The sequence below is a fragment of the Brevibacillus invocatus genome (assembly GCF_003710915.1).
Taxonomy (GTDB): domain Bacteria; phylum Bacillota; class Bacilli; order Brevibacillales; family Brevibacillaceae; genus Brevibacillus; species Brevibacillus invocatus.
Genome location: NZ_RHHR01000015.1, coordinates 202,052 through 228,139, shown reverse-complemented (window position 1 = coordinate 228,139; position 26,088 = coordinate 202,052). Strand labels below are relative to the sequence as shown.

Here is a 26,088-nt window from a genome sequence, read left to right as displayed (position 1 = left end):
ATGCTTCACGTAGAAGGCTTGACGAAATCATACAAGACGGGCGATTCTGAGCTGCCTATTTTAAAAGGGGTCTCCCTGTTGGTAGAACAAGGCGAGTTCGTAGCCATCATGGGGCCATCCGGATCAGGAAAATCCACATTCATGAACATGCTGGGCTGTCTGGATCGTCCTGACACAGGAACCTACATGCTGGACGGAATCGAAGTAAGCAGTCTGAAAGACAAGCAACTGGCTCATGTCCGCAATCAAAAAATCGGCTTTGTCTTTCAATCCTTTAATCTCTTGGCGCGTTCCACTTCCTTGCACAATGTGGAGCTGCCGATGATGTACGCCAATATCAGCAGGACTGAGCGTCGAAGTCGTGCCACCGAAGCACTCAAACGAGTGGGATTGGCAGAGCGCATGCTTCATAAGCCAACACAGCTCTCTGGTGGACAAAAGCAGCGTGTAGCCATTGCCAGAGCGCTGGTGAACCGCCCCGCCATTCTACTGGCTGACGAACCTACCGGCAACCTGGACAGTCGCTCCGGCATCGAAATCATGGCGATGTTTCAGGAGCTGCACGCGCAAGGTGTTACGATCATCCTGGTTACGCATGAATTGGACATTGCCCAGCACGCGGAACGGATCGTGACATTCAAGGACGGCGTGATTATCCGGGATGAACGGGTTACGGAGCGGCTTTTCGCTACGCCGTCAGACGAGGTGATTGTCACATGAATCTTTTGGAGAGCTTTTATACAGCAGTAGAAGGCATTTGGGCCAACAAAATGCGCTCCAGTCTGACCATGCTAGGCATCATCATCGGTATTACTTCTGTGATTGCCGTCACGACACTCGGTGAAGGCGGTCAGAAGGCGATCAACGAGGAAATGGATAAGTTCGGGCGAAACAACTTCAACGTCTTCATCAATTGGGATACCAAGGAAGAACACTCCACAGACGATTTGACGGTCGAAGATGCAGAAATACTGGCAAAGATTAGCCCCGCAATTGAATATATTGTTCCTTACAATCCGAGTACGGTCGAGATGAAAGGACCGAAAAAAGTAGAACGAGTCAACCTCGTTGCTACCACACCTGAATATCTTCCGATGTTGCAGACAACAGTCCAGTTATCAAAGGGACGTTTTTTCAATCATGCGGATGACAAAGAGCAGCGCGCGGTGGTCGTACTAGAGGAAGCACTGGGCACCAAGCTGTTCGGTCAGATGAATCCCATTGGCCAACGTGTTCGTATGGGAAATAACTCTCTCGTTGTGATCGGAACGTACAAAGAGGAAAAATTCAAATTTGACATGGGTGCTGAAACCTTTGGAGCTTTCGTGCCGATCCGCTATTCCCAAAGCCTGCAGGAAGAGCCTTATGTCCAGATGTTTATGGGGACAGCCGTCGATAAAGCTTCCGTCGATCCCGCGATGCAGCAGGCAAAGCAATATCTCAGCCGCAAGCATCAAAAGAAAGACCACTACACGGCCCGCTCCATGCAGGAATCTGCCGATCAGTTCAATCAACTGACAGGCACTTTGACGATGATCTTCAGTGTCATCGCGGGAATTTCGCTTGTGGTCGGCGGGGTAGGCGTCATGAACATCATGCTCGTCTCCGTCACGGAGCGGACGAGAGAGATCGGGATTCGAAAGGCATTAGGCGCGCGAAGGGGAGATATCCTGATTCAGTTCCTGATCGAATCCGTGATCGTCTGCCTGATCGGGGGATTGATCGGCGTGTTGTTCGGTCTCGGTATCGCTGCCCTGATCGCCCATTTTGCCAATCTACCTCCGCTGCTCTCCTGGAACAGCGTCATCATTGCCTTCGCCTTTTCCAGCGCGATCGGGATCTTCTTCGGCCTCTATCCGGCGAACAAGGCAGCCAAGCTGGATCCGATCGAAGCCTTGCGTTACGAATAAACAAGAAAACATGCACCTGCGGCTTCGGCTACAGGTGCATGTTTTTACATGGGCTACGTATCTGTCATCAGCTTCAATAGAAAAAAAAGCGCAATTCCAAGGCTCGCTACGGTCCACCAAAGCAGCTTGCTGTCGGTCTTCTCCGCCTTGTAGATGCCAATCAACCTCCATGTACCGACCGACACGCAAAGGAGGCTGATCAGGAGCAGGAGTACCCCCATGATCTCCCCCCTTCCCTATCTTTACCTATATGGGGAAGGAGGAAAAAAAATCACTGCTTCTCTTCCTTTTTGCCTAAACGGTTCAAGACCTCTCGTCCCCGCTCCTTGACACGCTCTTCTTTGACCTGAAGCTGCCGTTTTTTCATCATGCCGTTTTTAGAGGTATCGGGACGTTGTTCATCGTGTCTTCTCTCGTCATCGCGCATCAGCTGAACTTGCCTCCGCCCTTTTTCCCGTACTCTTCCAACAGCTCGCCAAAGCTCTTGTTGCGCTCGCGTTCCTCCTGCTCACGCCGCTTCTGTTCAGCAGCTTCCTGCGCTTTGCGCTCGCTCTCTGCCTTCATATCTTTTTCCAGCTGCTTTAGTTTACTCAACGCATCTTCGCCCAGAATATCTTTGACATTCAAACCACTTTTCGTGTCTGTTGCTTCAGCCTTCCCTGCGTGTGTATGCTGTGGCTGACGTTTTTGTTTCTTCGCCATAAGAGATCAATCCTTTCCTGTATAGATTGCAACGCGCTCATTCTACTCCGCCTTTTGGGTCATACTACAGACATGCGACAAGGTAAGGGTCGCTTGCTGTCACAACGAGAGCTTCAACGAAGAGGAGGAGAAGATATGGTACGCAACAAGGAGAAAGACTTTGGAAAAACGGCTGAAATCCGCGGGCCAAAAGCCCGGTCGGAGGCTGTCCGCTCTGACGGCTCCATCAATAGTGAACCACAAGAACGCCTAAAAGAAAACCGCTAATAGGAAGTAAACCGCCGATACACCCCGTTACGGGGTTCGGCGGTTTTTCTTCGACGCTTTGCGAAAGGGGATATTCCCCAAGACGCGTTCTTGCTTAAGTAAGGTCAATTTGTTGGCAAACTGGAAGTGAAACCCGCTTCTTAACAGCCTGCGGGCCATCTCCCTTTCCATCTCGACACGCGGCAATGCCTTGAATGGCCCCTGGCGCAGCAAGCCCTCCCGACGTAAGGACACATGCTGGGTTTGAAACAGCATCCAGGGAGCGTGATGTCCATCCAGCTTGGAACCGTAAGCCCGACATACAGCGAGACGGGCTTCTGCATCCGGACAAGGTAGACCGAGATGAAATGGCAGTCCGCTGGCGATCTGATTTTCTTCCAGCAAAGGAAGCCTGCGCGCTGGAGAATGAGGTCTTTTGATTTGCGGATACTGCTCCAGCCACATGCTGCACTCCGCGTGCTGCTGTTCGTTAAAAAGCGGATCGTAGACCGAATAGATCCGCTTGCTGTCCAGCCCAAGCAATACGAGCTGGCTGTCGTGATGATGCGCCTGATGATGTGTCCCGATAAACTCCCGTGGAACCATGCAATTGCTGGCAAGAAAAATAATCACCTGACCACGACTTTGTGCAATCCCTTCATTCACCAGACGGTAAAAGGGCAGCCTCCTTTTAAAACGAACATAGCGAAGTGGATAGTTGGCGGCAAACTGTGCCACTTTTTGCGGTGTTTCATCTGCAGAAGCATTGTCTATTATGATCACTTCAAATTGCTCGAATGAAGTTAATTGCAGGTTGAGACTAAACAAAGTGTACAGGAGCTGATCAGCTACATCTCTAGTTGGTATGACGACGCTGGCAAGCATCTGATCTCCCCTTTTCTTGACTCACAATCTCGTATATCCGTAGCGTATGCACCAACCCTTTCTTTGGGCTGGGCGCTGCTGGACATCGTGCACGCAGCAGGAATAAGGAGAGACTGCTTGACGCAACATAGCAGTAGCAAACTGTGGTTATAGGAGGATGAATATGGACGAGCGGATACAAAACGGCGAAGCGAGCAAAGAAGTCGAGGACATCTCGATTGACGGGACCATCCCCCATCAGATCAGCGCTCCTGACTACAAGAACTCCACGCGTTCCATTCAGCAGCCTTTTGTCAATGAGTTTGGCGTGATCATCGGTGACAGCTTTTACGACTCTGCCGATTCCCCGCTCAATCAATGGAGTACAGAGACCGACCCCTCCGTGATGGCTGGTGACCAATGGGTACACCCAACCAACGACATCGGCTGGAACTCCAATGAAAATCAGGAGCTTCTGGAGGACAAAAGAATCAAGGGCGCACGGTTTATGCACCCTACATTTGATGTCAGCAAAGGCAAGGATTAATGAACCCGCATAACCCGCCCATTCGCACTCACCCGGAATGGGCTTTTTTCGATTTATGGTACAATGGGAGGGAAAGAAATGAGAGGAGCTTGTCCATGAGCATCAAGCTTGAGATAGAACCCGCATTTTCCACAGCTTACCAGCGCTATGCCGGTTTTCTGCCCGGTGATACGCTGCGCTTATATGTCAGAACGAGCGGGCCGGGGACAGGCGGACTGTTCTATGCGATTGAGAAAGACGAATACATGGCGGACGATGCCATTTTTGAAGTAGAGGGATTGCGATTCGTCATACGCCCATCCGACTTCTGGTACTTTGATGGCGGTGAGCTTCGCTACAATCCGTTATATGGGGAGTACGGGTTTTCCTTTTCCAATCCTCTCCTGGAAGGCTAAAGCTGTTCTCTTGCACCGATTACAGTAGGAGGTACCCTGATGAAAAAACGAGGCTCCGTCCTCTTGGCCATAGGCGCCTTTTTGCTGGCCAATCTAAAATGGATCGCAAGTATACTGAAGTTTTCAAAGTTTGGATCGACGCTTTTGTCGATGATTATCAGCCTTGGGGCTTACGCGATGTTCTACGGGTGGAAATTTGCAGTTGCCCTCGTGTACTTGATTTTCGTGCATGAAATGGGCCATTTGGTGGCTGCCAAGCGAAAAGGCATTGCCACATCTCCAGCCATCTTTATCCCCTTTGCGGGAGCGTTGATCTCTATGAAGGATCATCCACGGGATGCCGGCACGGAGGCCTATCTCGCCTACGGAGGCCCTCTGGCCGGGTTGATCTCCTTTTTGCCTGCCCTGCCGCTCTACTGGTACACGCAAGACCCTTTTTGGGCATTGGTCATCTACCTCGGTGCCCTGCTCAATCTGTTCAATTTGATGCCGATTTCGCCTTTGGACGGTGGACGCATCGTCTCCGTTCTGTCCACCAAGATCTGGCTGGTCGGCCTGATCGGTCTGGGAGCCATGCTTTTCTTTTCCCCTGGACCACTCATGGTCTTCATCTTCGTCATCGGGCTGATTACCTGGTGGAGCCGTCTGCGCGAAGGCTACCAGCACCAGGTGCTGCACTATGAAAAAGAGAAGCTGCGCGACTTTTTACAGGAAATCGTACAGTGGCCTTCCTTGGAATCTTCGTGGGACAAGAGAATGCATCTGCAGGAAGAGGCTGCCCGGTACGCAGAATTGCCGCCAAATAAAGGCTTCCTGATTCCGTTTTTGCAGGATGATAAACGTTTTGCGCGTGATCGGGAGCGACTGGACAAAGTGTATGTAAATCGCCTGGTTGACCTCTTCCGGCAATGGGAGCGCGAGCCCGTGCACTTTATCGACAGTGATCCCAATCGCCCTGCTCCCTCCTCCGTACTGCTGGAAGGAGAGCAGGTAGCTCGTCAGCGTCTGGAGGAAGTAGAGGAGCAGATGCATCGCTTGACGACCTACTACGTGGCCCCTGCATCCACAAAGTGGAAGGTCCTGATTGCTTATCTGGCTTTGGCCGGAGTTCTGTCCGTATTCTTCGTCTACAGTCAGCAAATTTTACATCGTTAATAGGCTTGAAATGCCTCAGGTGGTATCATTTTCCCCATTTTCAGACGATTTGACCGTCTGAGGCCTCCTCTGAGCGCAAAAACCTGAGAAATGGTCATCTGACTGTCTCTTTTCTTGAGTAAAAGGGGTTTTAAAGCCCTCAATCGTGTTTTTAAGGTTTTGTCGGATTTCGAGAAAAAGGGTATGATGGAAGGTGTATTTTCTAAACATTCCATAGTGTCACAACGTTACATGTTGTACATTAAAAAACAATCCAGAGAGGATGAACCTGTACTTTGGACACCGTCCCGATAGTGCTCAACCTGCTTCTAGTGATTTTCCTTGTCTTTCTGAACGGCTTTTTCGTTGCCGCCGAATTTTCACTCGTCAAGGTGCGGCAAACACGCCTTACGCAGTTAGTTAATGATGGGAACAAACGAGCGAAATATGCGCAAAAGGTCACACACCAGCTAGATGCCTACCTTTCCGCTTGTCAGGTGGGGATCACCTTATCCTCGCTGGCTTTGGGTTGGGTCGGGGAACCGGCCATCGCCCACATGATCGTAGAGCCTTTACTGGGTTCATCAGGGCTTCCTGAATACCTGATCTCTGCCATCTCGATCGGTATCGCTTTTGCCATCATCACGTTTCTGCACATTGTTCTAGGCGAGCTTGCACCAAAATCCTTGGCTATTCAGAAAGCGGAAGAGACCTCGTTGTGGGTTGCAGCGCCATTGATGTTCTTCTATAAATTGCTTTTCCCGGCCATCTGGTTCCTCAATGGAACTGCGAATGCCCTGATGAAACGTCTGGGTCTGGAAGTTCTTTCCGAACACGAAGCGGCCCATACGGAAGAAGAGATTCGTATATTGGTGAATCAAAGCCACCAGAGCGGACATATTGACAAGACCGAATTGGCATTGGTGGAGCAAGTCTTTGACTTCTCGGAAACGCTGGTGCGGGAAACCATGGTTCCGCGTATCGACATCGTCTGCCTGTACACCACCAATTCTTTTGAAGAAAACCTGGAAATCATCCGTACCCAGCGGCACTCGCGCCTGCCGGTAGCGGAGGAAGACAAAGACAATATCATCGGTTTTGTCCATGCTACCGATTTTTATCTGGCTGCACTGGAAAATGGACATGTCGAGCTGGATACACTGCTCCGTCCGATCACAACCGTTCCTGAGTCGATGGAAATCAGTGCGGTCCTGCGTCTGCTGCAGAAAAAACGTACGCAGATGGCCATTGTCATTGACGAGTATGGCGGTACCGCTGGTCTGGTTACGATGGAAGACATTCTTGAGGAAATCGTCGGAGACATTCAGGACGAATTCGACGAGGATGAACGTCCGGACATCGAAATTTTGGAAGATGGCTTCTCTGTATCAGGTATGATGATGCTGACCGATCTGAATGACTATCTGCCATTTGATCTGGAGTCGGAAGACGTGGATACGATCGGTGGCTGGTTGTACAGCCAGCTCGAGGAAGAGATCGCCGTTGATGCTTCCATCGAAGTAGAGAACCATCTCTTTACCGTGAAACAAATGGATAATCACCGCGTCAATCGCGTACTGATTACTCGTATCAATACCGATGAAAAGGGTATGACGGAAGAGCTTCTTACCGTCTCATGATCCTGCTAAATAAACAACCCCCGCTTGACCAGTCGGTCGGCGGGGGTTGTATTTATTTCGTGGATTTCATCAGCGGCTTTTTTCACGGCCAGACGCATCTGGGGTTGGAGCCGGTTCCCAGTCGATGATTCCGTTGTCCTCGAGTATGCCGAGCGTGACATCACTGATATCCTGATCTTTGAGCAGGCTGTCGCGCACGCGGAATTTGATATCGTCTGCGACAGAAAGCAGGAGTCCCGGCCGCAGCTCAATATAGCTCTCCACATGGTAGAAACGGCCTTCCTGGACAATGCGCATACGGTTGATATCCGTCACGTCCGGATCATCCAGAATGATCCGTGCTACGCGCGTCTCCACTTCCTTGGGCGCAGCCACACCGATCAATCCTACCATGTTGTCGTAACCGACGCGAAATGCGACTCCAATCATCAGAAAGCCAATCAAAATGGTCGCAATCCCGTCAAAAATCGTGAAGCTCGTAAACTGTGTCAACACAACCGCAACCAAAGCCAAAACAGCCCCCAGCGTTGCCACCAGATCCTCATAAAAAACCAGCCGAGTAGGCGGAGCTGCACGTCCTACATTGCGAAAGGAAAGGGGCACGATGTTCCATCCTTTGGCGTCTACTCGGGCCTCGTGAATAATTTCTTTCATTGCTTTAATCAATACATAGCCATCCACGACAATCGCCAATACCAGGATCGACGCGTTCAGCCAGAAATGGGTAGCCACGGCAGGGACCTTCAACAGGTGAAAGCCTTCTATAATGGTCTCATAGGCCATGATAGTTACCACGATGACCGCAATCATGCAAAACAGGTTGATAACCCGCCCAAATCCGGTAGGAAACCTCGGAGTCGGCTTTTTCTCACCCAGAACACTGCCAAAGAACACGAAACCCTGGTTGATCGCATCCGCGACTGAGTGCATCGCAGAAGCAAACATTGCTCCGCTGCCGCTGAAGGCTGCTGCAACACCTTTAACGACTGCCAATCCGGTATTTCCAATCGCTGCTGTCGCTGATGACGTATTCCCCTTTTTCAGGGCTTCCCACAGTGTCCCCATCCAGTACCCTTCCTCCTTCAATTCCCCATGACGAAGCAGATTGACCCTTTTACCCGAGAAGCTTCAGACCAATAACAGACACTACAATCAATGCGATGCAAAACAGCCTCATTCTATCTTTTGACTCTCCGTAGAAAAGCATGCCTACACATGCACTTCCCACTGTGCCAATTCCTGTCCATACGGCATACGCGGTTCCCATCGCGATTCCCGTCATGGCGTAGGACAAGAGTGCAAAGCTGAGTCCAAATCCGCCTGCCAGGATCAGGTAAGAACGTACAGAGCGCTGTTGATTGACGAGTGTCATTCCCATTACACCCACAACCTCAAACAGCCCGGCAAAAATGAGAGAAATCCACGTCATGACGCTCTCCCCTCCCTTCTCGCCTCATCCTCTTTTGGTTGATCAGGGGTCACCAGCTTCAATCCGATAATACCGGCTAGCAATACAGCAATAAGTGCCAGTTTGCTCAATCGAAACGGCTCCCCGAAAAACAGCATTTCGCTGATGACAGTCCCGGCCGTTCCCAAACCTACGAATACGGCATACACCGTACTGGTTGGCAGTTTTTTACCCGCGTAAATCAATACGGCAAAGCTGATAAAAATGGCTATAGCAGTCAAAGTCCACGTCAGAACGCTGTCCGCGTGCTTCAATCCCGCAACCCACATCACTTCAAAAATACCAGCCACAACTACCAGTACCCATGTCTTATTCATACGTTAAACGTACTCCTCTCTCCTTCGTATCATTCCCAAAATGAAAAGGACAAAAAAGCCCGGAAAGAATATCAAATCGATATCCTCCCGGGCTTTTATCCCTCCGTGTACACGGTCTGTGGACCGCGGGTTTTCTCTTGGACCTGACCAGATCGAAATATCTGCGGAACCCTAGAAAACACAATAATTTGATTCTACACCATCTTCTTTGATCTGAAAAGAATGTGGGAAAAGTTAGAATACCAGGAAGCCCAGGCTGATAATGGCCCCTGTAACCAGCAGCATCATCAGACAGTAGCCCATGATGTCTCTTGCTCCCAGACCAGCCAAAGCCAGTACGGGCAAGGCCCAGAATGGCTGGATCAAGTTGGTCCAGGCATCGCCCCAAGCGATCGCCATCGCGACTTTGGCATGGGATACTCCCAGCTCTGTTGCCACTGGCAGCATAATCGGTGCTTGTACCGCCCATTGTCCGCCGCCTGATGGAATGAAGATGTTCAGCAGACCTGCACTCCAGAACGTAAACAAAGGGAATGTAGTTGGAGTCGAAATGCTAATGAACCATTGGGACATGGTAGCAGCAAGTCCGGAAGCCGTAATCATCCCGATAATCCCGGCGTAAAACGGGAACTGAACCACAATTCCACTCGTCGTCTTGACAGCTTCATTCATTGCATTTAAAAACTTGCGAGGCGTACCGTGCAAGAGAATACCGAGGAACAAAAACGCCATAATCACGATGTCCAGATTAAGCAGGAAGCCTTTTTCAGCAAAGTACGAAATCAAATAGACGATACCCAAGGCGGATACTAGAATGGAGAGAACTCGGCTGTTCTCCAGCTTTGCTGCCGGGCTGTCGCTGTCCATGCCTTCCGTTGTTGCAGCTGTTTCCTCAGCTGCGATCCCATCTCCACGGAAAACAATACGATCCTTCTCGGCAGGCATCATCAAACGGTTCACGATAGGCAAAGCAATCATAATCGCAATCACGATCGTCAGATTCATCACAGAGAACATCGTCTCAGATGTCGGGATGATACCAATCACGTCTTGCATACTATGTTTTTCAGTTGCAATCGTCAACGGTACTGACCCTGCGAGTCCACCGTGCCAGACGACAAAGCCTCCATATGCACTTGCGACCAGCAGACGATAGTCGACCTTTGCCACCTGATTTGCCAGTTCACGAGCCAAGAGCGCACTGATCACGAGTCCAAAGCCCCAGTTGATCCAGTTCGCCATACAGGAAATCAACGTAACCAATACAATGGCCTGACCAGGCGTTTTCGCGAGACCTGCCAAGGAACGAAGCCCTTTTTTGCAAATGTCAGTGCTTGCAAGTGTATGTCCGGTAATCAGGATTAAGACCATTTGCATGGTAAAGCCGAGCAAGCCCCAAAATCCGCTTCCCCAAAAGTTGACCATCTCCATCGGTGTCTTACCATTGATGAAGATCCCTCCGAGGAAAACGATGAACGTCAGGATGACGGCGAACAGGAAAGCATCTGGCAAATAACGCTGTACCATTTTAACAGATGCGCTGGTTAAAACTTTAAACAAAAGACATACCCCTTTCCTAAAAAACGAATGATTGCGTTCGCTTTTTAGCAATTGCAAGAGGTATGCCAAAGCTGAAAATGTATCATATTCGACATAATTGAATGCGCTTTCATCGCGCTCCCAATCAAGGCTGACTACTTTTTATACACCAATGACACCAACTTACTCACTCGAAAGGTGATTTGTCTTGTTCATCCTCTGCCGTATCCAAGCCATACATCTCGATTTTGTACAGCAGAGCCCGTCTGGATATTCCCAGGCGCTTTGCCGTTTGCAGCTTATTGCCCCGCTCCTTGCGCAAGGCACGTGCGATCGCCTCCCGCTCCACTTCCTGGATAATCTCCCGCATCGTTCGATCTTCAAAACGAATCCCTTGCAACGGAGCCTTTTTCTCCGTATGATTGGTCTCCTGCAAATGACCACGCACATGCTCAGGCAGGATGGAGGGTCCACTGGCGAGGATAACTGCTCGCTCGATCGTGTTCTCCAGTTGACGTACATTGCCTGGCCAGTGATACGCCATCAGCAGATCCGTCGTTGCGGGTGCAAGATACAGTCCTTCCTTTCCCGCTTCTCTGCTGTACTTGGCGAGAAAATGGCGAATGAGCAAAGGAATATCCTCTTTTCGCTCCCTTAGCGGCGGCATGTGAATCGGCACGACGTTCAGCCGGTAATACAAATCCTCACGAAACAGCTCCTGGCGTATCCGCTCGCGCAGGTCGCGATTGGTCGCCGCAATGACTCTCACGTCAATCGGGATCTGCTCCACTCCCCCTACTCTGACGAGGATGCGATCCTGCAGGACGCGCAATAGCTTTACCTGCAAGGAAGGGCTGAGCTCTCCCACCTCATCCAGAAAAAGCGTCCCCCCATCTGCCAGCTCAAACATGCCCTGCTTGCGTCCGACCGCACCTGTAAAAGCGCCCTTCTCATAACCAAACAGCTCGCTCTCCAGCAGGTTTTCCGGTATGGCTCCACAGTTGACCGGAATCAAGGGTTGATCCGCTCTTGGGCTATTGGCGTGAATGGCGCGGGCAATCAGCTCCTTGCCTGTCCCGCTCTCACCCTCTATTAAGACATTAGCCTTGGACATGCTCACCTTTCCAACGAGCTTGTACACATGTTGCATGGCAGCGCTGAGTCCGATCAGACCGGAGCTTTCCACTGCTTCTTCATCGGAATGAACACTCTGGCCGTCTTCTTCTGGTTCAGTGTGCATGAGTGCGTTTGCCACCACTTGTTTGACCGCAGCCAGATCAAACGGTTTTTGAATATAATCAAAGGCCCCCAAGCGTATTGCTTCCATCACATCACTCGCGGAGCCATAAGCGGTCATCATGACTACCTTGGGCTTTCTTCCTGTTCCTTGCATCAGTCGGCGCAAGGTCTCCATGCCATCCAACTCCGGCATGCGCAAATCCAGCAGCATCACTTCAGGAAGAAAGGTCCCGAGCTTATCCAAGGCTTCTGCTCCACTCGCGGCTTCCCCTGTCTCATAGCCGATCTTGCGAAGGGTCGTCGACAGGGCTTTGCGCACATTGACTTCATCATCTACGACCAACACACGTCTTTTCATCATTCTCCCTCTTTCCTCACCGGCAATTCCACAGTAAAACGGACGCCTTCCGAAGTGTTCTCTACATAGATGTGACCGCCGTATGCTTGTACGATCCGTTGAGAGATAGCCAGACCCAATCCAGTCCCAGATGATTTCGTCGTGAAAAAGGGTTCGAAGACCATATCCAGATTTTCTTTCGCAATCGCAGAGCCTTCGTTGCTTATATGGATGCGTACGTGGTCCGCTTGCCGTTCTGTTTTCAAGTGTACCGCACCGCCATTCGGGACTGCCTGCAGGGCATTGAGCAGGATGTTGAGAAAGACCTGCTTCAGCAGCTCCGGTGAAGCCATCACCTGTGGCAGCTCTGACCCTGTATCGAGCTTGATCGACACTTCCTTGTTGGCTGCAGTGCGTTCGGTCAGCTTGAGTGAATGGCGGATGACCCGATCCAGATTGACCGCTACATGTGTTTCTTCAGATGGACGAGAAAACAACAGCAGCTCGTCCGCAAAGCGATTGAGGCGTTCTACCTCTTCCATGATGATTCCGGTATACTCCCGGCTGTCATGCTCGCTCGGCAAATCCTCCTCGATGATTTGGGTAAACGCCTTGATCGAGGTGAGCGGGTTGCGCACTTCATGCGCGATGCTGGTTGCCCATTCGCCAATTACCGCCAATCTCTCAGCCTGAGCCAGACGGGATTCCAACTGCTTCCATTCTGTGCGGTCTTCGATCATGATGATGACACCCAGCACTTCATCCAGCGGACCGCGCCAAATGGACGTCGTGATATTGAGACAAAGCAATCCACGCTCAGGATGCGGATGCCACCATTCTGTATCATGATTGGTTTTCGCTTCCTGCAAGGCAGATGCGATCATTTCCAACAGCAGAGGACTGTCCGTAAAGACTTGCGCATACTGCCTGCCCTTTACTTCTGCTGGCAAACCCAATAGGCGGGTAGCCGATTCGTTCCAGGCCGTCAAGTGCCCCTCCTGGTCCAGTGCGATGACTCCGTTTTCCATACTGTCCATCATGGTTTCTGTATGACTGCGGCTTTCCTGAAGATCCTTTGCCAACTTGTTGATCGCTCCGGTAATCTCTCCTGGTTCCCCGTCCAGTCGCTTCATCCGAAAGGACAGATCGTAGCTAAGCCGCTTCAGTCCGGATTTAATTTCCGCCAGGATGACCTCCAGTCGATGGACCAGCAATCCGCTGACGATGGCTGCAACTACGCACCCAATTCCTAAAATGATCGTAATACTCTGTCTCATTCCTGCCAACTGTACGTCGATGTTGGACATGAGTTCATTCGCCCATACATATCCGATCATCTGATTGTCACGTATGATCGGAATCATTGCATTCATGATATTTCCCCTGACCTGCTCCCCGATCACGACTGCTGGCTCGCGGGTTTCCATGACCTCTCGTCCAGGGTGGTCTGCAGAAATGGACTTGCCGACATGCAGGCTTTCCGTGCCGGGGCCATAGGTCACGATCGCATCCAGCTCGGCAGCATAATATCCTACGCCGATACCTGGGTGAGCTGCGGCTATGCGATTTGTAAGCGGTTCCAGTTTACTGCTGAGCATGCGGATTTGTTCATCGCGCGAAGCTTCTGCTCCCCCCATCTCCACCAGCATTTCTGCATACGTTTGTGTGAGGGCAAAATCCATCTGTTCGGTGATCGCCGTCAGCTTTTGCTTTTTTTCCTCCAATAATGCTTGCTCGGCCGCTTTTTGCAGGACGATCCCCGTGATCAAAATGGGGAGCACCGTCGCGGCGATCACAGTTACGACAAAACGGAGGCGGTATAGATACGTTTTCAATAAGGTCCACCTCACCTTTTTCTGCCTGAAAAAATGTTATTATGGTATTCTACCATACAGAGCTCACGAGTGGTTGATAGCATCAACCAACTCTCTGAAACGGAAAGGAGTAGTCATGCATGACACATGTACTCTTCGTCTGTCTAGGCAATATTTGCCGCTCACCGATGGCTGAAGCCGTCTTTCGCCATAAAAGATTTTCCGCCTGCTCGACTTTGCGCCCCAAGCTGCGGAGCGAAATGTCGAAGATCCGTATTACACAGGCAGATTCGAGTACGTTTACGATCTCGTGGAGGCTGGTTGTCGGGGATTGCTGGAGCAAATTAAGAAGGGATAGCCCATTGGCTATCCCTTTTCTCTTCAGTATCCGATCCTTTTCTACCTACACCGCTACGATCTGTTGCCCCACTTGCCGATTGATCCAGTGAACCGTACTGCTGATCAGTCGCTGATAGCCGTCCTCCGACGAGAAGGTATGGTCCCCACCTACCACGATTTCCGTCTCACAACGGCCTCTTTTTCGCAGTCGCAGCTCTCGCTCGTAATGAAACATGGCGTCGACCGCAATCACGTCATCGCGATTGCCATGCAAAAGCAGGATATCACCCTCGAACCTTTGAGCCTGTCGCAGAGGGCTGTGGCTGCTCATCGATTGGAAAAAGCGCGCTTGAAGCGAATAGCCGAGGTAGTCGGTACTGCCTGTCTGCAGTGCTTCCTGATAGCTCTTTTCGCCCACGATCCGGGCGATATCCTCAAAAGGCCTTGCTACTGCGGCCCAGAGGACCAGGGAATGAATACGCGGGTCCTGGCTGGCAGCAAGCATCGTAACTGCTCCTCCCAGGCTATGCCCAAGCAATAGGATTCGGCTCGTGTCGACGTGCTCCAGAGACACAGCATACTCGATGACATCACGTGTTTGCTGCAGCAGGACGTCCAACCCTCCCGCTCCGTACTCTCCTTCGCTCTCTCCGCAGCCTCCGTAGTCAAAGCGCAGAACAGCCACATCATGCGCCACCAGCTCCCGGGCGGCTTTGACGAAAAGGCGGTTTACACCGATCCGGCTGCCGACAAAGCCGTGGCAAATCAAGACCAGCGGGACCTTGCCAGCTTTTTTTGCCACCATGAAATCTGGCTCATGGAGTGTCGCTGCCAAGGTGATGTCGCCGCTCTTGATGTGAATCGTCCGTTCCATCACAATCACCTCTGTTTTAATCATATAGTATTCCGAGTTATTTACTTGTTATTTATCATTATTTCCTCTTTTCATTCGTTTTGTCAAGGTTCCCAAAAGAAAGAGAAGCCCCTCTTGAGCTTCCTGCTGGGGGTATTCCTGCCCAGCTCCACGAAAAAGGAAAACCCGCGTCCAAAGCAACCGGTTCAAGATGCCCTTTATTAGAAAACTTGGCTACGCCAAGCTTTTGGCGGAGCCTTAGTTGCACTTATACTATCTTCCGCTAATCTTTTTAGCGCTTTAGCGCACTTAAACTTTCCGATAGTATAAAAAAAAGACTGCGCGAATCGGTGCGCAGTCTACTCAAGAATTAAGGATTAGTATGATTCATGCTGTTGTTTGGCGGAGAGGCCAGATCACGCAGGATCGCTACTTCTACCCGACGGTTCTTCGCTCTTCCCGCTGCATCTTTATTGTCTGCTACAGGATGATATTCACCCACGCCCGTTGCGCTGAATTTTGTCGGGTCCAGGTTGTTGTTTTCCAGCAGCACCTTCAGGAAGTTTACGGAACGCTTCACGCTCAGGTCCCAGTTGGAAGGAAATTCAACACGATTGATCGGTACATTGTCGGTATGTCCCGTAACCGTGACTTTCTTCGGATGAGGGACGAGCATGACAGCCATCTCAGCCGCGAGCTTTCTTGCTTCCGGTTTCAAATCTGCCTTACCGGAATCGAACAGTGCATTGTCCAGGATCGTGATGAGCAGTCCTTCGTCCGTCAGCTTGGTCTGGAGCTTGTCCTGCAGCTGATTGCTTTGGATGTAGCCCTCCAGCTGTGTCTGCAGCTTTTTCAGATCCTCTGTTTCTTTGCGGATCGCTTCTTCCAGCTTCCGCTCTTCTTCTGTCTTCTCTGCTTCCTGTGCACCTTTGTGCAGGGTTTGCTGTTGCAGCATCGGATCAAGTGGAACCGGACTAGGCTGGTCCAATACACCGACTCCGCCATTCATTGCTACATTAAAGGATCGAACCATCTGGTCGAACTTTTTAGCATCCATTTCACTCGATGCAAACAACACGATAAACAAGGCAAGCAGAAGTGTGAGCAGGTCAGCGTACGGAATCAGCCAAGACTCGTCCATATGCTCTTCATGTTGAGCATGTCTCTTCGGTCGTTTAGCCATTTACCGCAGCTCCTTCCTCCTTCTTCTCTTCCTTCATTTCTAAACGCTCTGAGAACGGAATGTATACGAGCAGTTTTTGTTCAATAGCAGCTGGAGATACCCCTGCCTGGATGGAAAGAAGTCCTTCCACCATGATTTTCTTGATCTCGATTTCCTGCTTGGATTTGCGTTTCAGCTTGGTGGCAAATGGATGCCATAGAACGTATCCGGTGAAGATACCCAGCAATGTAGCCACAAATGCCGCAGCGATGGAAATCCCCAACGCATCGATGTCACTCAAGTTCCCCAGCGCAGCGATCAGACCGACTACCGCCCCCAATACCCCAAGAGTAGGTGCATAGGAACCAGCCTGGCTGAAAATCAGGGCGCCAGCTTGATGACGCTCTTCGATAGCATGAATCTCTTCGTTCAATACATCGCGAACAAAATCCGGCTCTCCTCCGTCGATGATCATTTTCATCCCGTTGCGAAGGAAAGGATCTTCAATTTCATCCGACGTATTTTCCAATGCGAGCAATCCCTCGCGGCGCGCAATGGATGCCCAGTTCATGAATTGGCCAATCAGTTCACGCTTTGCAGGGAGTTTTTGCTCGGTAAAGAGAATTTTGAACAAAGCGGGTACTCGCTTTAATTCTGTCAGAGGAAAGGCATTAAAGATGGCGGCTATCGTACCCACGATAATAATCATGAATGCGGCGGCGTTTAACAACGCCATAGGACTCGCGTGCTTCAATATCATTCCGACAACCACAGCCACGATTCCTAGTACGATACCTATCACGGTCGATTTTTCCATTGTGACACTCCCTACTTCCGTAATCGAAATCTATCTATATATGGTTTCGGTAAATTTGGCTCGATTTGTGAGAGGAAGTTGAGGAAAAATCGGAAGTCTGTAAAAAACAGTGCTATTTCAGCCAATCTGTCAGGCCGATCATCACCAAAAGTCCTACAATAAAGGAAAATGTAGCTGAACGGGCATGACCGTCACCATGACTTTCCGGTATCAGCTCCTTGTAGACGATAAACAGCATGGCACCTGCCGCGAACGACAGACCGTACGGAACAAGGCCATCTATGATTCCGGAGAGAGAATATCCCAGCACAGCAGCGACGATCTCAACAGCACCCGTCATGGTAGCCAAAAAGAATGCTTTGAGTCTGCTTACCCTCTGGTTGATCAAGAAAAGGGCGACGAGAAAGCCCTCCGGAGCATTTTGCAGACCAATCGCAAAGGCGATCAAGCCCCCCAGCCCCGCCTGCTCGCTGGAATAGCTGACACCGACAGACAGTCCCTCTGGAATATTGTGCAGGGTAATAGCGGATAAAATCAGCAGTGCCTGTGTATCCATCGCGATGTTGATTCGAGTATGCTCCAAGTCGATATGCGGAACGATGCTTTCCAGAACGGTCAGAACCAGCGTTCCAGTCACGACACCTATACAGACTATGAGGAATGAATCGCTTTCCAGTGCTTGCGGAATCAGGCCAAATGTAGCTGCGGCCATCATGATTCCAGCGGTAAAGGCAAGCAAAATATCCCGCCACCGGTGGGTTACAGCTTTAAAAAAGAGAATCGGCAGTGCTCCCGCTCCGGTCGCCATCGCCGATAAAAAACTGCCTAATAACAGTTCTTCCATATATGTACCCCCGCTACTCATCTCAGCGTATCGTCTTTTTCCACTCTATCAATATACCATGATGGATGCGTGTGAAAAGAGAAGTCTTTTGATCCGCCGTTTGACAAGATCTTGTGTGTCATCGCAGATACCACTATCATAATCAGTAAGATTTGAAAACATGCACGAATACATGAGTCTACAGCCATGATACCAACTCATCATTTCAAAAGCTTGGAGGGAGCACGGATGGAGAGCTTTGATGTAATCATTGTTGGCGCCGGATCAGTGGGAATGGCTGCAGGGTACGATCTGGCCAAAAAAGGCGTGCGCACGCTGCTGCTGGACGCCTATGACCCGCCCCATACGATGGGCAGCCATCACGGTGACACACGGATCATTCGTTACGCCTATGGAGAAGGGGTCCAGTACGTCCCCCTCGTTCTACGTGCCAAAGAGCTGTGGAAGGAGCTGGAGGATTTGACAGGGGTTCCCCTTTTTGCCCAGACCGGTGTGCTCAGCGCGGGGCCAGTCGGCTGTCAGTTCTTGCAGGAGGTACAGGGTTCAGCCCAGCAGTTCTCACTGCCTCTGGAAGTTTTGCAAGCACAAGAAGTCCATGAACGCTGGCCGGGGATCACGCTGCCTGAAGATTTCTACGCTTGCCTCGAACCGGACTCCGGCGTCCTCTACTCGGAAGCATGCATCAGGGCTTACCGGAAGCTCGCCATCCAGCACGGTGCTGTCCTGCGCACCCATACACGGGTAACGGGATTGCAGGTCGAACCCAATCACGTGATCGTCCAGACAGAAAACGCGAGCTATCGCGGAGCCAAGGTGCTAGTAAGCGCCGGGGCATGGAATCCGTCCATCCTTCAATCACTCGGTCTACATCTGCCACTCGTGCCTACTCGCAAGACCGTAGCTTGGTTTGAAGCAGATGAAGACCTGTACCAGTCCGCCAAGTTCCCTGCCTTTGTGTTTACCCTCCGAGATTCGATGTTTTACGGCTTTCCCAGCTTTGACGGCTCCGGTGTAAAAATCGGACGTCACGATGCCGGACAGCCGATCGATCCGGATCAGCTGGACCGCACATTCGGTACCTTTTCATCGGACGAGGGAGACGTTCGCTCATTCCTCGAGTCGTACATGCCGCAAGCCGCAGGCCGCCTTACACAAGGAAAGGTCTGCATCTATACGATGACACCCGATGAGCATTTCGTCATTGATCGTCATCCCGAGCACGAGCATGTGGTGACCACAGCAGGCTTCTCCGGTCACGGCTTCAAATTCGCAAGTGCAGTGGGAGAAGCAGCGAGCCAGCTTCTGACTGACGGCAAGGCCTCCCACAATCTCTCCATGTTTTCGCTGCTCCGTTTTTAATGCCATCAACCAAAAGCCTCGGTTCCAGCCCGTAATCGAGGCTTTTTTTCATGCCTATTCTTCCCAATAGCTGGACCCGATCTCCACCCTAATCCTGCCGCTCATGTCCTCGAAAGGATCGTACGGAAAACCATCCCTCCTGTTAGTGTAAGGAAAACTGCTCCTACCGTTGTCAAAAGGAGAAAGATAAGCAAAGCCGGGGCGTGTCGCCTGATTGACCAGATAGGCGGACCGGGTCGCCCCTGCTCTTCGCTGCTCATTTAAAAATGGGATCATCGAAGAGGCCGTACGAATACCCGCACCATGTCCGTAGTAGAGCCCATTGCCCAGGTAGACAGCATTCTCCCCCTGCCACTGCGGTGTTTGCGGATCGTAGTCTGGATTGGCAAAGTAGACGATATCTCCGGGCAAGATCGTATTCGTAGGCAGTGTTCGCAAATCCAAATCCTTGTCATAACGCCAATCGTACAGCACGATGTCTGCAAACAAGCGTTCAAAATCTGCTAGCCGGATCGACTGCATCACAGCATGGTACAGGATAATCACCATTGCAGTGGCGCACTCTGTCGCATAGAGCCGGCCATTTTGAAAGATATCCTTAATGCCCTCAGAGGGTGGTACTCCCGGACGCAAGCGAAAACCGCCCAGCTCCGTCTGCTCCCAGTACCTGGGGTTGCTTCGCGAATTTTCAAAATCGGAAAAGGCGATGCCGCTCATGTAAAGCGCTCGCGATGATTGAACCAGATGATCTCTCAGCTTCAGCTCGAAACGCAGCACGTCCGCAGACGGGTACTCAAAGATCTCCCGACTGGCGGCCATTCTCTGGACCGTCTCATGCTGCACATCGTTCAATCCCCACTCTGCTGCTAGCATAGAGGGATTTACCTGTCGTCCAGCAATCCATATCATAGGCTGCCTCCTCTATCCCTGTTCACATCATTAGACATCTATATGCGCATGCCTAATCCTATGTGCGTGCTTAGATGGAGGACAACAACTTTTGTACTCTAGCGTGATGGTTTTCCGACAGCTAAAAAAGGCCGCCCCTCCATCTATTACAGGAGGGACAGCCTCATCTGGATCAAACTTTATTTCACATGCACTTGTACCTTCAGCAGCTTGCCGCCATAGATGGCAACGATCGTCGTTTTCCCCTTTTTGACTGCCGTCACTTTTCCTAGCTCTACGGTAGCAATCTCGTCATGCAAGGAATTCCATTCCGCCTGCTCCGTCACGATTTCCTTTGTCTTGTCAGAGCCGCTCAAGACCACGTTGACTTGCTTGGTCTCGCCCACTTTCATGGTGAGATTGCGTACATCCAGCCCAGGGATTTTGACCACTTCCTTGAATTCCAGAGGAAGCGTCACCGTTTTGCCGCCGTAGCTCGCTTTGATTCTCGCCTTTCCTGGCGCTACCGCGGTCACGGTGCCACCCTCTACCGAAGCCACTTCACTTCGATCCGTCGACCATACTGCCTTTTCCGTCACATCCACCTTTGTTCCATCCGACAGTTGAGCGGTCAAGGTCACCACCTGAGTAGCTCCTGCCTGGCTGAACGACAGTTTTTTGGTGCTCGCCAGAAGCTTGGAGACTACATCGACCTCGACTGGGAGTGTAATCGTCTTCGAACCATAGGTCGCCTTGATTTTCGTCTTACCGGAGCCAACCGCTGTGACGAGGCCGTTTTCGACTGTCACGATTTCGGTGTTCGCACTTTCCCATTCCGCCAGCTCTGACACGTCTGCGGTCGTCTTGTCCGCATAGACAGCAGTCAGCGTTACCTGTTTGGTTCCTTCCAGACTGAGGGCTACCTTTTTCTCATTAGCGGTCAGCCTGGTGACTACGTCCACTTCGACTGGAATCGTGAAGCTCTTTCCTTCGTAGCTTGCTTTGATTTTGGTTTTGCCGGAACCAAGAGCTGTTACCAGTCCTGCTTCCACCGTGACGATTTCTTCATCCGATGATTCCCACACGGCCAGTTTCGTGACATCCACTTTTGTCTTGTCCGTGTAGACTGCTTGCAAGGAAATCTGCTGCGTCCCTGCTTTCTTTAACGTGATTTTCTTCGTATCGCTCACCAATCTCGTCAGCTTGGCCTGCTTTTCCTTCTTGTCCTTCGCTTGCTGCACAGCTGCATGGCTCTCTGCATGTGCAGGCGCATGACCGACTCCTGATAGGAGCAACGCACAACTAAAAATAGCCGCAACTACCCGTTTGTGCCAGGTTCTGAATGTTCTTGTCTTAGACACGAATCTCTCTCCTTTATGAACAGCATTTTTCCACTATTTTCATTATCGGCAAAATAGGAACAAATCGTTGAGTGTCAAAAGCCTCAAAATGCAAAAACCACCCGAATAGCTCGGATGGTTCAAGATCCATTCTTTTTTCTATTTGGTGTTACCCCAATCGAACGGCGTCTCCTGGTACACGTAGTAGTTCAACCAGTTGGAGAACAGCAGATTGGCATGAGAGCGCCAAGTCACGATCGGTTCGCGGTTTGGGTCGTCCTTCGGATAGTAATTTTGGGGAACCGCGATGTCCAGCCCCTTGTTTACATCACGCTTATACTCATCCTGCAGGGTGTATGGATCATACTCGGAGTGACCGGTCACGAAAATCTGTCGCCCATCCTTGGTCGCTACGATGTAGACACCGGAATCATCGGATTCGGAGAGAATTTCGAGGTCATCGACCTTCTCGATATCCTCTCGACGATTCTCCGTATGACGGGAGTGCGGAACGTAAAAATACGTGTCAAATCCGCGGAACAGCTTTACATTCTGCTTGTTCAAGGTATGAGGGAAGATGCCGAACATTTTCTCAGGCAACGGATGCTTTGGCACTCCAAAATGATGGTAAAGGCCCGCCTGTGCCCCCCAGCAAATATGAAGCGTAGACGTCACATGCTCCATCTTCCAATCCAGAATTTCCTTCAATTCATTCCAATAGGTGACATCCTCGAATTCGAGCTGTTCAACGGGAGCTCCCGTGATGATCATCCCATCGAACTTTTGATTCCGAATATCCGCGAATGTATGATAAAACGAAGACAAATGCTCTTCTGACGTGTTTTTGGAAGTGTGACTAGACATATGGAGCAGTACGACCTCTACCTGCAGCGGTGTATTTCCCACCAGACGTAGCAGCTGTGTCTCTGTGGTTTCCTTGACAGGCATCAAGTTTAAAATGACAATCCGCAAAGGTCGAATATCTTGTGTGAACGCCCGACTCTCCGGCATCACAAAAATGTTCTCATTGGTTAAAATCTCGGTTGCAGGCAATCCATCTGGCACTTTAATTGGCATTCGAAATATCCTCCTCTCTATGCTTGACTAAGCAGTATGACGTAATCCCGAGAATTTCGACAACAATACTCAACTTCCTGCCATTATATTCATTTTCTCGCAACAAATTAGCAAAAAAAGACCGCCTGTCATAATCAAACGAGACAAGTGGTCTTTCCCTTCTTGCACAGCTACTGAAAAATCCGGGGAATCGCTTACACCCAGCCTCGTGCTTCCATCGCTTGCGTAATGCGCAATAGAGCAATCATATAAGCTCCCGTGCGCAGATCAACTCCATATTGCTCAGACAGATTGCGAACAGCCTTATATGCATCTACCATCGTTGTCTGCAGTTTGTCGTTTACTTCTGCTTCGGACCAATAGTGATTCATCAAATTCTGTACCCACTCGAAATACGAGACAGTCACGCCGCCTGCATTGGCCAAAATATCCGGAATGACGACGATGCCTTTCTCTCGCAGGATCGCGTCAGCATCAGGCGTAGTTGGGCCATTGGCAGCCTCTGCAATGACACGTGCGCGAATACGATCAGCATTCGCTCCGGTAATGACGTTTTCCAAGGCAGCAGGAATCAGGATATCGACATCCAGCTCCAAAAGCTCTTCATTGGAGATCTGCTTGCCTGCCGCGTACTCCAAAATCGAAGAAGTATCCTTCAATTGTCCTACCTGATCGACGTCCAGACCTGCTGGATTGTAAATTCCGCCGCGCGAATCGCTCACCGCGACAATGACAAAACCCAGCTCTGCCAGCAATTTGGCAGAAATTCGTCCAGCGTTTCCAAAGCCTTGGATCGCTACAGTCGTTTCCTCTGGCTTGCGTCCTGCTTCTTTCATGGCTTCCAGAATCGTGAATACACATCCACGTGCCGTCGCTTCGCTACGACCTTTGGACCCGCCGATAATCAGTGGTTTTCCGGTAATCACGCCTGGAGAATAAGAACCCTTCAAACGACTGAATGTATCCATCATCCAGCCCATAATTTGTGGAGTGGTGTAGACATCTGGCGCCGGAATGTCCTTCTCAGGTCCTACAATATCCGCGATCGCCTCCATGAATCCACGGCTTACGCGCTCCAGCTCGCCTTTGCTAAAGTCGTGGGGATCACAGATGACTCCGCCTTTTCCACCGCCGTACGGCAATCCAACAACCCCACATTTAAAAGACATCCACATGGAGAGTGCTTTGACTTCATCGAGAGTAACATCCGGGTGAAAACGAATTCCACCCTTGGTAGGGCCAATCGCATCGTTGTGCTGGGAGCGATAGCCTTCAAAAACGCGCACACTTCCGTCATCCATTTTGACGGGGAAGCTGACACACAGCACCCGCTTGGGATGCTTCATAATTTCTACCGCGTGGCTGGGCAAGCCCAACAGGGAAGCGGCAGCATCAATTTGTTTTTGGACGATTTGAAATGGATTCAGGTCTTCTTTTCCTACGATTTCTCTCTCTGTAGCATGCATGCTTTCACTCTCCACCCTTCTTTGACTCTCTCTTTTTTTGCCTTGTAAAATATTCCATATTACCTCTGTAAAGAAATAAAGAAAAAGATAGAAACGTCAATAATTATAAACGAAGTTTGAGCATCAAACAATTAATTATTCAATATTTCTAAAAATTAATTTATTTCCAAATTGCATCTGATTGATGATCAGCCACGTTTCTTCGAAAAAAACCGAGTTGAGTGTAACGTTATTTTTGTATGTTTATGCATTTGCATGCAAAAATAATCACTTTCTCGACCACGTTTTTTGACTGTGATCGGAAAGTGATTATCCTTTACTTCTGCAAATATTCCTTCATCAGCTTGGTCTTGGTCGTCCACACCAGCTCGCTGATGTGCATGCGGTAATGCTCGGGATTCAGCATACGCAGGTATTCGGGCCAGAACAATGACAGCTGCTCCCGGTGGTAGGCGCGAATTTCTTCCAGGGTAGGCATGTTGTAGACGAGCTCGCCATCTACAAAAACAGGCACCAGCAGCGGCTCAGCCTGATAATTGGTGATCTTCTTGTTCAGATACGGATGGCTAGGATTGATCAGCTCGATCGGCTCCCCTTTTGCCACCTGCTGCTCTTCTGGATAGCACAAATAGTCAGCGATGGCTTTGCCCGTACCCGGATCGATCAGCCGATACATTTCCTTGATCCCCGGTGTCGTCACTTTTTCCGGATTACCCGAGATTTTGATCGTCGGCAAGTAGCTGCCGTCCTCTCCTTCTCTGGCTACCAGCTTGTAGACGCCTCCCAGAGTAGGCTGATCGGCCGCTGTAATCAGCTGTGTACCTACCCCCCAGCTATCAATACGGGCGCCCTGTACCTTGAGGTTCAAAATCGTGTGCTCATCCAGATCGTTGGAGGCGACGATTTTCACATCCTCCAGCCCAGCTTTATCCAGCATCTCGCGTGTCTTGATCGACAAATAGGCGAGGTCGCCGCTGTCCAGCCTTACAGCAGCCAGCTTTTTCCCTTGCTGCTGCAATCGCTTGCCCAGCTCGATCGCATGGGGCACGCCGCTGTTCAACGTATCATAGGTGTCCACCAAGAGAGTCACCTGTCCTGGCAGCGCATCCGCGAAGCGTTGGAACGCTTCCTCCTCACTCTCATGGCTCTGCACCCAGGAGTGGGCATGTGTCCCTTTTGCCGGGATTCCAAACATTTTTCCAGCCAGCATATTGGAGGTCGCATCAAAGCCAGCCAGGTAAGCGGCACGGGTTCCCCACAGCGCAGCATCCGCTTCTTGTGCCCGACGTGTTCCAAATTCCATCAGAACGTCGTTGCCGGCAATCTGCTTGATCCGTGAAGCCTTCGTGGCGATCAGGGTCTGATAGTTCATGTAATTGAGCAAAGCCGTCTCAACCAGCTGCGCTTCCAGCATCCTGCCCTCGACACGAATCAACGGCTCGTTGGGAAACACCAGCGCCCCTTCCTTGACGGAGTAAAGGGAACCGCTAAAACGAAAATTTCGCAGCTCATCCAGGAACGCGGGGTCGTAATTCTCCTCCTGCTCACTCAGATAAGCCAGGTCGCTGTCCTCAAAGCGCAGATTTTTGATATAGGCGACGATGCGCTCCAGTCCAGCATATACGGCATAGCCATTTCCAAAGGGGAGCTTGCGAAAAAAAGCTTCAAAGACGGCCTTTTTGTTGTGCGTGCCATTGATCCAATGCGCGTACATCATATTGATCTGATATTTATCCGTGTGCAAGACCACGCCAGATGATTGCATGTCGATTTAAGCCTCCTAAATCTTCC

The 26,088-nt window shown here is 50.6% G+C and carries 27 protein-coding genes, 1 pseudogene and 1 riboswitch; of the genes and pseudogenes, 9 read left to right on the top strand and 19 right to left on the bottom strand.

Annotated features, from left to right (window positions below; genetic code table 11):
- Both EDM52_RS11650 and EDM52_RS11645 read left to right on the top strand, forming a co-directional pair.
- Entirely contained in the window at positions 1-720 is a 720-nt protein-coding gene (locus EDM52_RS11650; protein ID WP_122909147.1) for an ABC transporter ATP-binding protein, read from the top strand.
- Positions 717-1,910, top strand: coding sequence for an ABC transporter permease (locus EDM52_RS11645; protein ID WP_122909146.1), 1,194 nt, complete (start codon positions 717-719; stop codon positions 1,908-1,910). The genes EDM52_RS11650 and EDM52_RS11645 overlap by 4 nt, the downstream gene beginning before the upstream one ends.
- Positions 1,911-1,963: 53 nt before the next feature.
- Here the strand turns inward: EDM52_RS11645 and EDM52_RS24645 are convergent, their stop codons facing one another.
- The 3 genes from EDM52_RS24645 to EDM52_RS11640 are packed head-to-tail and all read right to left on the bottom strand — an operon-like array spanning position 1,964 to position 2,612.
- Entirely contained in the window at positions 1,964-2,131 is a 168-nt protein-coding gene (locus EDM52_RS24645) for a hypothetical protein (protein ID WP_183185002.1), read from the bottom strand.
- A 50-nt stretch (positions 2,132-2,181) separates the two neighbouring features.
- On the bottom strand, positions 2,182-2,337 hold the full coding sequence (locus EDM52_RS24640) for a hypothetical protein (RefSeq protein WP_183185000.1): 156 nt from the start codon (positions 2,335-2,337) through the stop codon (positions 2,182-2,184).
- Positions 2,337-2,612, bottom strand: a complete 276-nt coding sequence (locus EDM52_RS11640; protein WP_122909145.1) for a DUF3886 domain-containing protein — start codon at positions 2,610-2,612, stop codon at positions 2,337-2,339. Before EDM52_RS11640 ends, EDM52_RS24640 begins: the two co-directional genes overlap by 1 nt.
- Positions 2,613-2,747: 135 nt before the next feature.
- Here EDM52_RS11640 and sspK point away from each other — a divergent pair, with 135 nt between their 5' ends.
- On the top strand, positions 2,748-2,879 hold the full coding sequence (gene sspK, locus EDM52_RS11635; protein ID WP_122909144.1) for a small acid-soluble spore protein K: 132 nt from the start codon (positions 2,748-2,750) through the stop codon (positions 2,877-2,879).
- Between the two features lie 27 nt (positions 2,880-2,906).
- On the opposite strand, the gene EDM52_RS11630 is transcribed toward sspK, so the two are convergent.
- Complete coding sequence (locus EDM52_RS11630; protein WP_122909143.1) at positions 2,907-3,743, bottom strand: glycosyltransferase family A protein; 837 nt, start codon at positions 3,741-3,743, stop codon at positions 2,907-2,909.
- Positions 3,744-3,906: 163 nt separating this feature from the next.
- Here EDM52_RS11630 and EDM52_RS11625 point away from each other — a divergent pair, with 163 nt between their 5' ends.
- The 4 genes from EDM52_RS11625 (at position 3,907) to EDM52_RS11610 (ending at position 7,438) form a co-directional block, all read left to right on the top strand.
- Positions 3,907-4,269, top strand: a complete 363-nt coding sequence (locus EDM52_RS11625) for a DUF3905 domain-containing protein (RefSeq protein ID WP_122909142.1) — start codon at positions 3,907-3,909, stop codon at positions 4,267-4,269.
- Between the two features lie 95 nt (positions 4,270-4,364).
- Positions 4,365-4,664 (top strand): iron-sulfur cluster biosynthesis family protein, encoded by a 300-nt coding sequence (locus EDM52_RS11620; RefSeq protein WP_122909141.1) that lies wholly within the window; start codon positions 4,365-4,367, stop codon positions 4,662-4,664.
- A 39-nt stretch (positions 4,665-4,703) separates the two neighbouring features.
- Positions 4,704-5,819, top strand: a complete 1,116-nt coding sequence (locus EDM52_RS11615) for a site-2 protease family protein (RefSeq protein WP_122909140.1) — start codon at positions 4,704-4,706, stop codon at positions 5,817-5,819.
- 275 nt (positions 5,820-6,094) lie between these two features.
- Positions 6,095-7,438, top strand: coding sequence for a hemolysin family protein (locus tag EDM52_RS11610; RefSeq protein ID WP_122909139.1), 1,344 nt, complete (start codon positions 6,095-6,097; stop codon positions 7,436-7,438).
- Positions 7,439-7,507: 69 nt separating this feature from the next.
- On the opposite strand, the gene EDM52_RS11605 is transcribed toward EDM52_RS11610, so the two are convergent.
- From EDM52_RS11605 to atoS, 6 genes are all read right to left on the bottom strand, one after another.
- Positions 7,508-8,503, bottom strand: coding sequence for a cation diffusion facilitator family transporter (locus EDM52_RS11605; RefSeq protein ID WP_122909138.1), 996 nt, complete (start codon positions 8,501-8,503; stop codon positions 7,508-7,510).
- A 49-nt stretch (positions 8,504-8,552) separates the two neighbouring features.
- Entirely contained in the window at positions 8,553-8,867 is a 315-nt protein-coding gene (locus EDM52_RS11600) for a DMT family transporter (RefSeq protein WP_122909137.1), read from the bottom strand.
- On the bottom strand, positions 8,864-9,223 hold the full coding sequence (locus tag EDM52_RS11595) for a DMT family transporter (RefSeq protein ID WP_122909136.1): 360 nt from the start codon (positions 9,221-9,223) through the stop codon (positions 8,864-8,866). The genes EDM52_RS11600 and EDM52_RS11595 overlap by 4 nt, the downstream gene beginning before the upstream one ends.
- Before the next feature lie 82 nt (positions 9,224-9,305).
- Positions 9,306-9,409, bottom strand: a riboswitch (guanidine-I (ykkC/yxkD leader).
- A 48-nt stretch (positions 9,410-9,457) separates the two neighbouring features.
- Complete coding sequence (locus EDM52_RS11590; RefSeq protein ID WP_122909135.1) at positions 9,458-10,783, bottom strand: short-chain fatty acid transporter; 1,326 nt, start codon at positions 10,781-10,783, stop codon at positions 9,458-9,460.
- 166 nt (positions 10,784-10,949) lie between these two features.
- A complete protein-coding gene (locus tag EDM52_RS11585) occupies positions 10,950-12,359 on the bottom strand; it encodes a sigma-54-dependent transcriptional regulator (protein WP_122909134.1) in 1,410 nt (469 codons plus the stop codon).
- Positions 12,359-14,173, bottom strand: a complete 1,815-nt coding sequence (gene atoS, locus EDM52_RS11580; protein ID WP_122909133.1) for a two-component system sensor histidine kinase AtoS — start codon at positions 14,171-14,173, stop codon at positions 12,359-12,361. Before atoS ends, EDM52_RS11585 begins: the two co-directional genes overlap by 1 nt.
- A 119-nt stretch (positions 14,174-14,292) precedes the next feature.
- Here atoS and EDM52_RS25665 point away from each other — a divergent pair.
- Positions 14,293-14,362, top strand: a pseudogene (locus EDM52_RS25665) (arsenate reductase/protein-tyrosine-phosphatase family protein); the annotation flags it as partial.
- A gap of 193 nt (positions 14,363-14,555) precedes the next feature.
- Here the strand turns inward: EDM52_RS25665 and EDM52_RS11570 are convergent.
- From EDM52_RS11570 to EDM52_RS11555, 4 genes are all read right to left on the bottom strand, one after another.
- Positions 14,556-15,365: an alpha/beta hydrolase family protein gene (locus tag EDM52_RS11570; RefSeq protein WP_122909132.1), complete on the bottom strand. Its 810-nt coding sequence runs from the start codon at positions 15,363-15,365 to the stop codon at positions 14,556-14,558.
- 349 nt (positions 15,366-15,714) lie between these two features.
- The gene (gene motB, locus EDM52_RS11565) at positions 15,715-16,527 is read right to left on the bottom strand and encodes a flagellar motor protein MotB (protein WP_122909131.1); all 813 of its coding nucleotides are present in this window, start codon (positions 16,525-16,527) and stop codon (positions 15,715-15,717) included.
- Positions 16,520-17,323: a flagellar motor stator protein MotA gene (gene motA, locus EDM52_RS11560; RefSeq protein ID WP_122909130.1), complete on the bottom strand. Its 804-nt coding sequence runs from the start codon at positions 17,321-17,323 to the stop codon at positions 16,520-16,522. Before motA ends, motB begins: the two co-directional genes overlap by 8 nt.
- Positions 17,324-17,435: 112 nt before the next feature.
- Entirely contained in the window at positions 17,436-18,167 is a 732-nt protein-coding gene (locus tag EDM52_RS11555; RefSeq protein ID WP_122909129.1) for a ZIP family metal transporter, read from the bottom strand.
- 228 nt (positions 18,168-18,395) lie between these two features.
- Between EDM52_RS11555 and solA the strand changes: the two genes are divergently transcribed.
- The gene (gene solA, locus EDM52_RS11550; RefSeq protein ID WP_122909128.1) at positions 18,396-19,526 is read left to right on the top strand and encodes an N-methyl-L-tryptophan oxidase; all 1,131 of its coding nucleotides are present in this window, start codon (positions 18,396-18,398) and stop codon (positions 19,524-19,526) included.
- Positions 19,527-19,580: 54 nt separating this feature from the next.
- On the opposite strand, the gene EDM52_RS11545 is transcribed toward solA, so the two are convergent.
- From EDM52_RS11545 to EDM52_RS11525, 5 genes are all read right to left on the bottom strand, one after another.
- Positions 19,581-20,435 (bottom strand): protein-glutamine gamma-glutamyltransferase, encoded by an 855-nt coding sequence (locus EDM52_RS11545; RefSeq protein ID WP_122909127.1) that lies wholly within the window; start codon positions 20,433-20,435, stop codon positions 19,581-19,583.
- Between the two features lie 179 nt (positions 20,436-20,614).
- A complete protein-coding gene (locus EDM52_RS11540; protein ID WP_245996807.1) occupies positions 20,615-21,775 on the bottom strand; it encodes an Ig-like domain-containing protein in 1,161 nt (386 codons plus the stop codon).
- Between the two features lie 138 nt (positions 21,776-21,913).
- Positions 21,914-22,831, bottom strand: coding sequence for a homoserine O-acetyltransferase MetA (metA, locus tag EDM52_RS11535; RefSeq protein ID WP_122909126.1), 918 nt, complete (start codon positions 22,829-22,831; stop codon positions 21,914-21,916).
- Positions 22,832-23,025: 194 nt separating this feature from the next.
- Positions 23,026-24,297, bottom strand: a complete 1,272-nt coding sequence (locus EDM52_RS11530; protein WP_122909125.1) for a Glu/Leu/Phe/Val family dehydrogenase — start codon at positions 24,295-24,297, stop codon at positions 23,026-23,028.
- A 316-nt stretch (positions 24,298-24,613) separates the two neighbouring features.
- On the bottom strand, positions 24,614-26,062 hold the full coding sequence (locus EDM52_RS11525) for a nicotinate phosphoribosyltransferase (RefSeq protein ID WP_122909124.1): 1,449 nt from the start codon (positions 26,060-26,062) through the stop codon (positions 24,614-24,616).
- Positions 26,063-26,088 lie beyond the last annotated feature (26 nt).

Bases quoted from the DNA above. Each gene is read 5' to 3' on its own strand.
- EDM52_RS11630 (WP_122909143.1), bottom strand. From the start codon at position 3,743: ATGCTTGCCAGCGTCGTCATACCAACTAGAGATGTAGCTGATCAGCTC.
- EDM52_RS11595 (WP_122909136.1), bottom strand. From the start codon at position 9,223: ATGAATAAGACATGGGTACTGGTAGTTGTGGCTGGTATTTTTGAAGTG.
- EDM52_RS11525 (WP_122909124.1), bottom strand. From the start codon at position 26,062: ATGCAATCATCTGGCGTGGTCTTGCACACGGATAAATATCAGATCAAT.
- EDM52_RS11625 (WP_122909142.1), top strand. From the start codon at position 3,907: ATGGACGAGCGGATACAAAACGGCGAAGCGAGCAAAGAAGTCGAGGAC.
- EDM52_RS11530 (WP_122909125.1), bottom strand. From the start codon at position 24,297: ATGCATGCTACAGAGAGAGAAATCGTAGGAAAAGAAGACCTGAATCCA.
- EDM52_RS11585 (WP_122909134.1), bottom strand. From the start codon at position 12,359: ATGAAAAGACGTGTGTTGGTCGTAGATGATGAAGTCAATGTGCGCAAA.
- EDM52_RS11620 (WP_122909141.1), top strand. From the start codon at position 4,365: ATGAGCATCAAGCTTGAGATAGAACCCGCATTTTCCACAGCTTACCAG.
- motB (WP_122909131.1), bottom strand. From the start codon at position 16,527: ATGGCTAAACGACCGAAGAGACATGCTCAACATGAAGAGCATATGGAC.
- EDM52_RS11645 (WP_122909146.1), top strand. From the start codon at position 717: ATGAATCTTTTGGAGAGCTTTTATACAGCAGTAGAAGGCATTTGGGCC.
- EDM52_RS11615 (WP_122909140.1), top strand. From the start codon at position 4,704: ATGAAAAAACGAGGCTCCGTCCTCTTGGCCATAGGCGCCTTTTTGCTG.
- EDM52_RS11605 (WP_122909138.1), bottom strand. From the start codon at position 8,503: ATGGGGACACTGTGGGAAGCCCTGAAAAAGGGGAATACGTCATCAGCG.
- EDM52_RS11640 (WP_122909145.1), bottom strand. From the start codon at position 2,612: ATGGCGAAGAAACAAAAACGTCAGCCACAGCATACACACGCAGGGAAG.
- EDM52_RS24640 (WP_183185000.1), bottom strand. From the start codon at position 2,337: ATGCGCGATGACGAGAGAAGACACGATGAACAACGTCCCGATACCTCT.
- solA (WP_122909128.1), top strand. From the start codon at position 18,396: ATGGAGAGCTTTGATGTAATCATTGTTGGCGCCGGATCAGTGGGAATG.
- EDM52_RS11570 (WP_122909132.1), bottom strand. From the start codon at position 15,365: ATGGAACGGACGATTCACATCAAGAGCGGCGACATCACCTTGGCAGCG.
- EDM52_RS11650 (WP_122909147.1), top strand. From the start codon at position 1: ATGCTTCACGTAGAAGGCTTGACGAAATCATACAAGACGGGCGATTCT.
- metA (WP_122909126.1), bottom strand. From the start codon at position 22,831: ATGCCAATTAAAGTGCCAGATGGATTGCCTGCAACCGAGATTTTAACC.
- EDM52_RS11600 (WP_122909137.1), bottom strand. From the start codon at position 8,867: ATGACGTGGATTTCTCTCATTTTTGCCGGGCTGTTTGAGGTTGTGGGT.
- EDM52_RS24645 (WP_183185002.1), bottom strand. From the start codon at position 2,131: ATGGGGGTACTCCTGCTCCTGATCAGCCTCCTTTGCGTGTCGGTCGGT.
- EDM52_RS11555 (WP_122909129.1), bottom strand. From the start codon at position 18,167: ATGGAAGAACTGTTATTAGGCAGTTTTTTATCGGCGATGGCGACCGGA.
- motA (WP_122909130.1), bottom strand. From the start codon at position 17,323: ATGGAAAAATCGACCGTGATAGGTATCGTACTAGGAATCGTGGCTGTG.
- sspK (WP_122909144.1), top strand. From the start codon at position 2,748: ATGGTACGCAACAAGGAGAAAGACTTTGGAAAAACGGCTGAAATCCGC.
- EDM52_RS11545 (WP_122909127.1), bottom strand. From the start codon at position 20,435: ATGATATGGATTGCTGGACGACAGGTAAATCCCTCTATGCTAGCAGCA.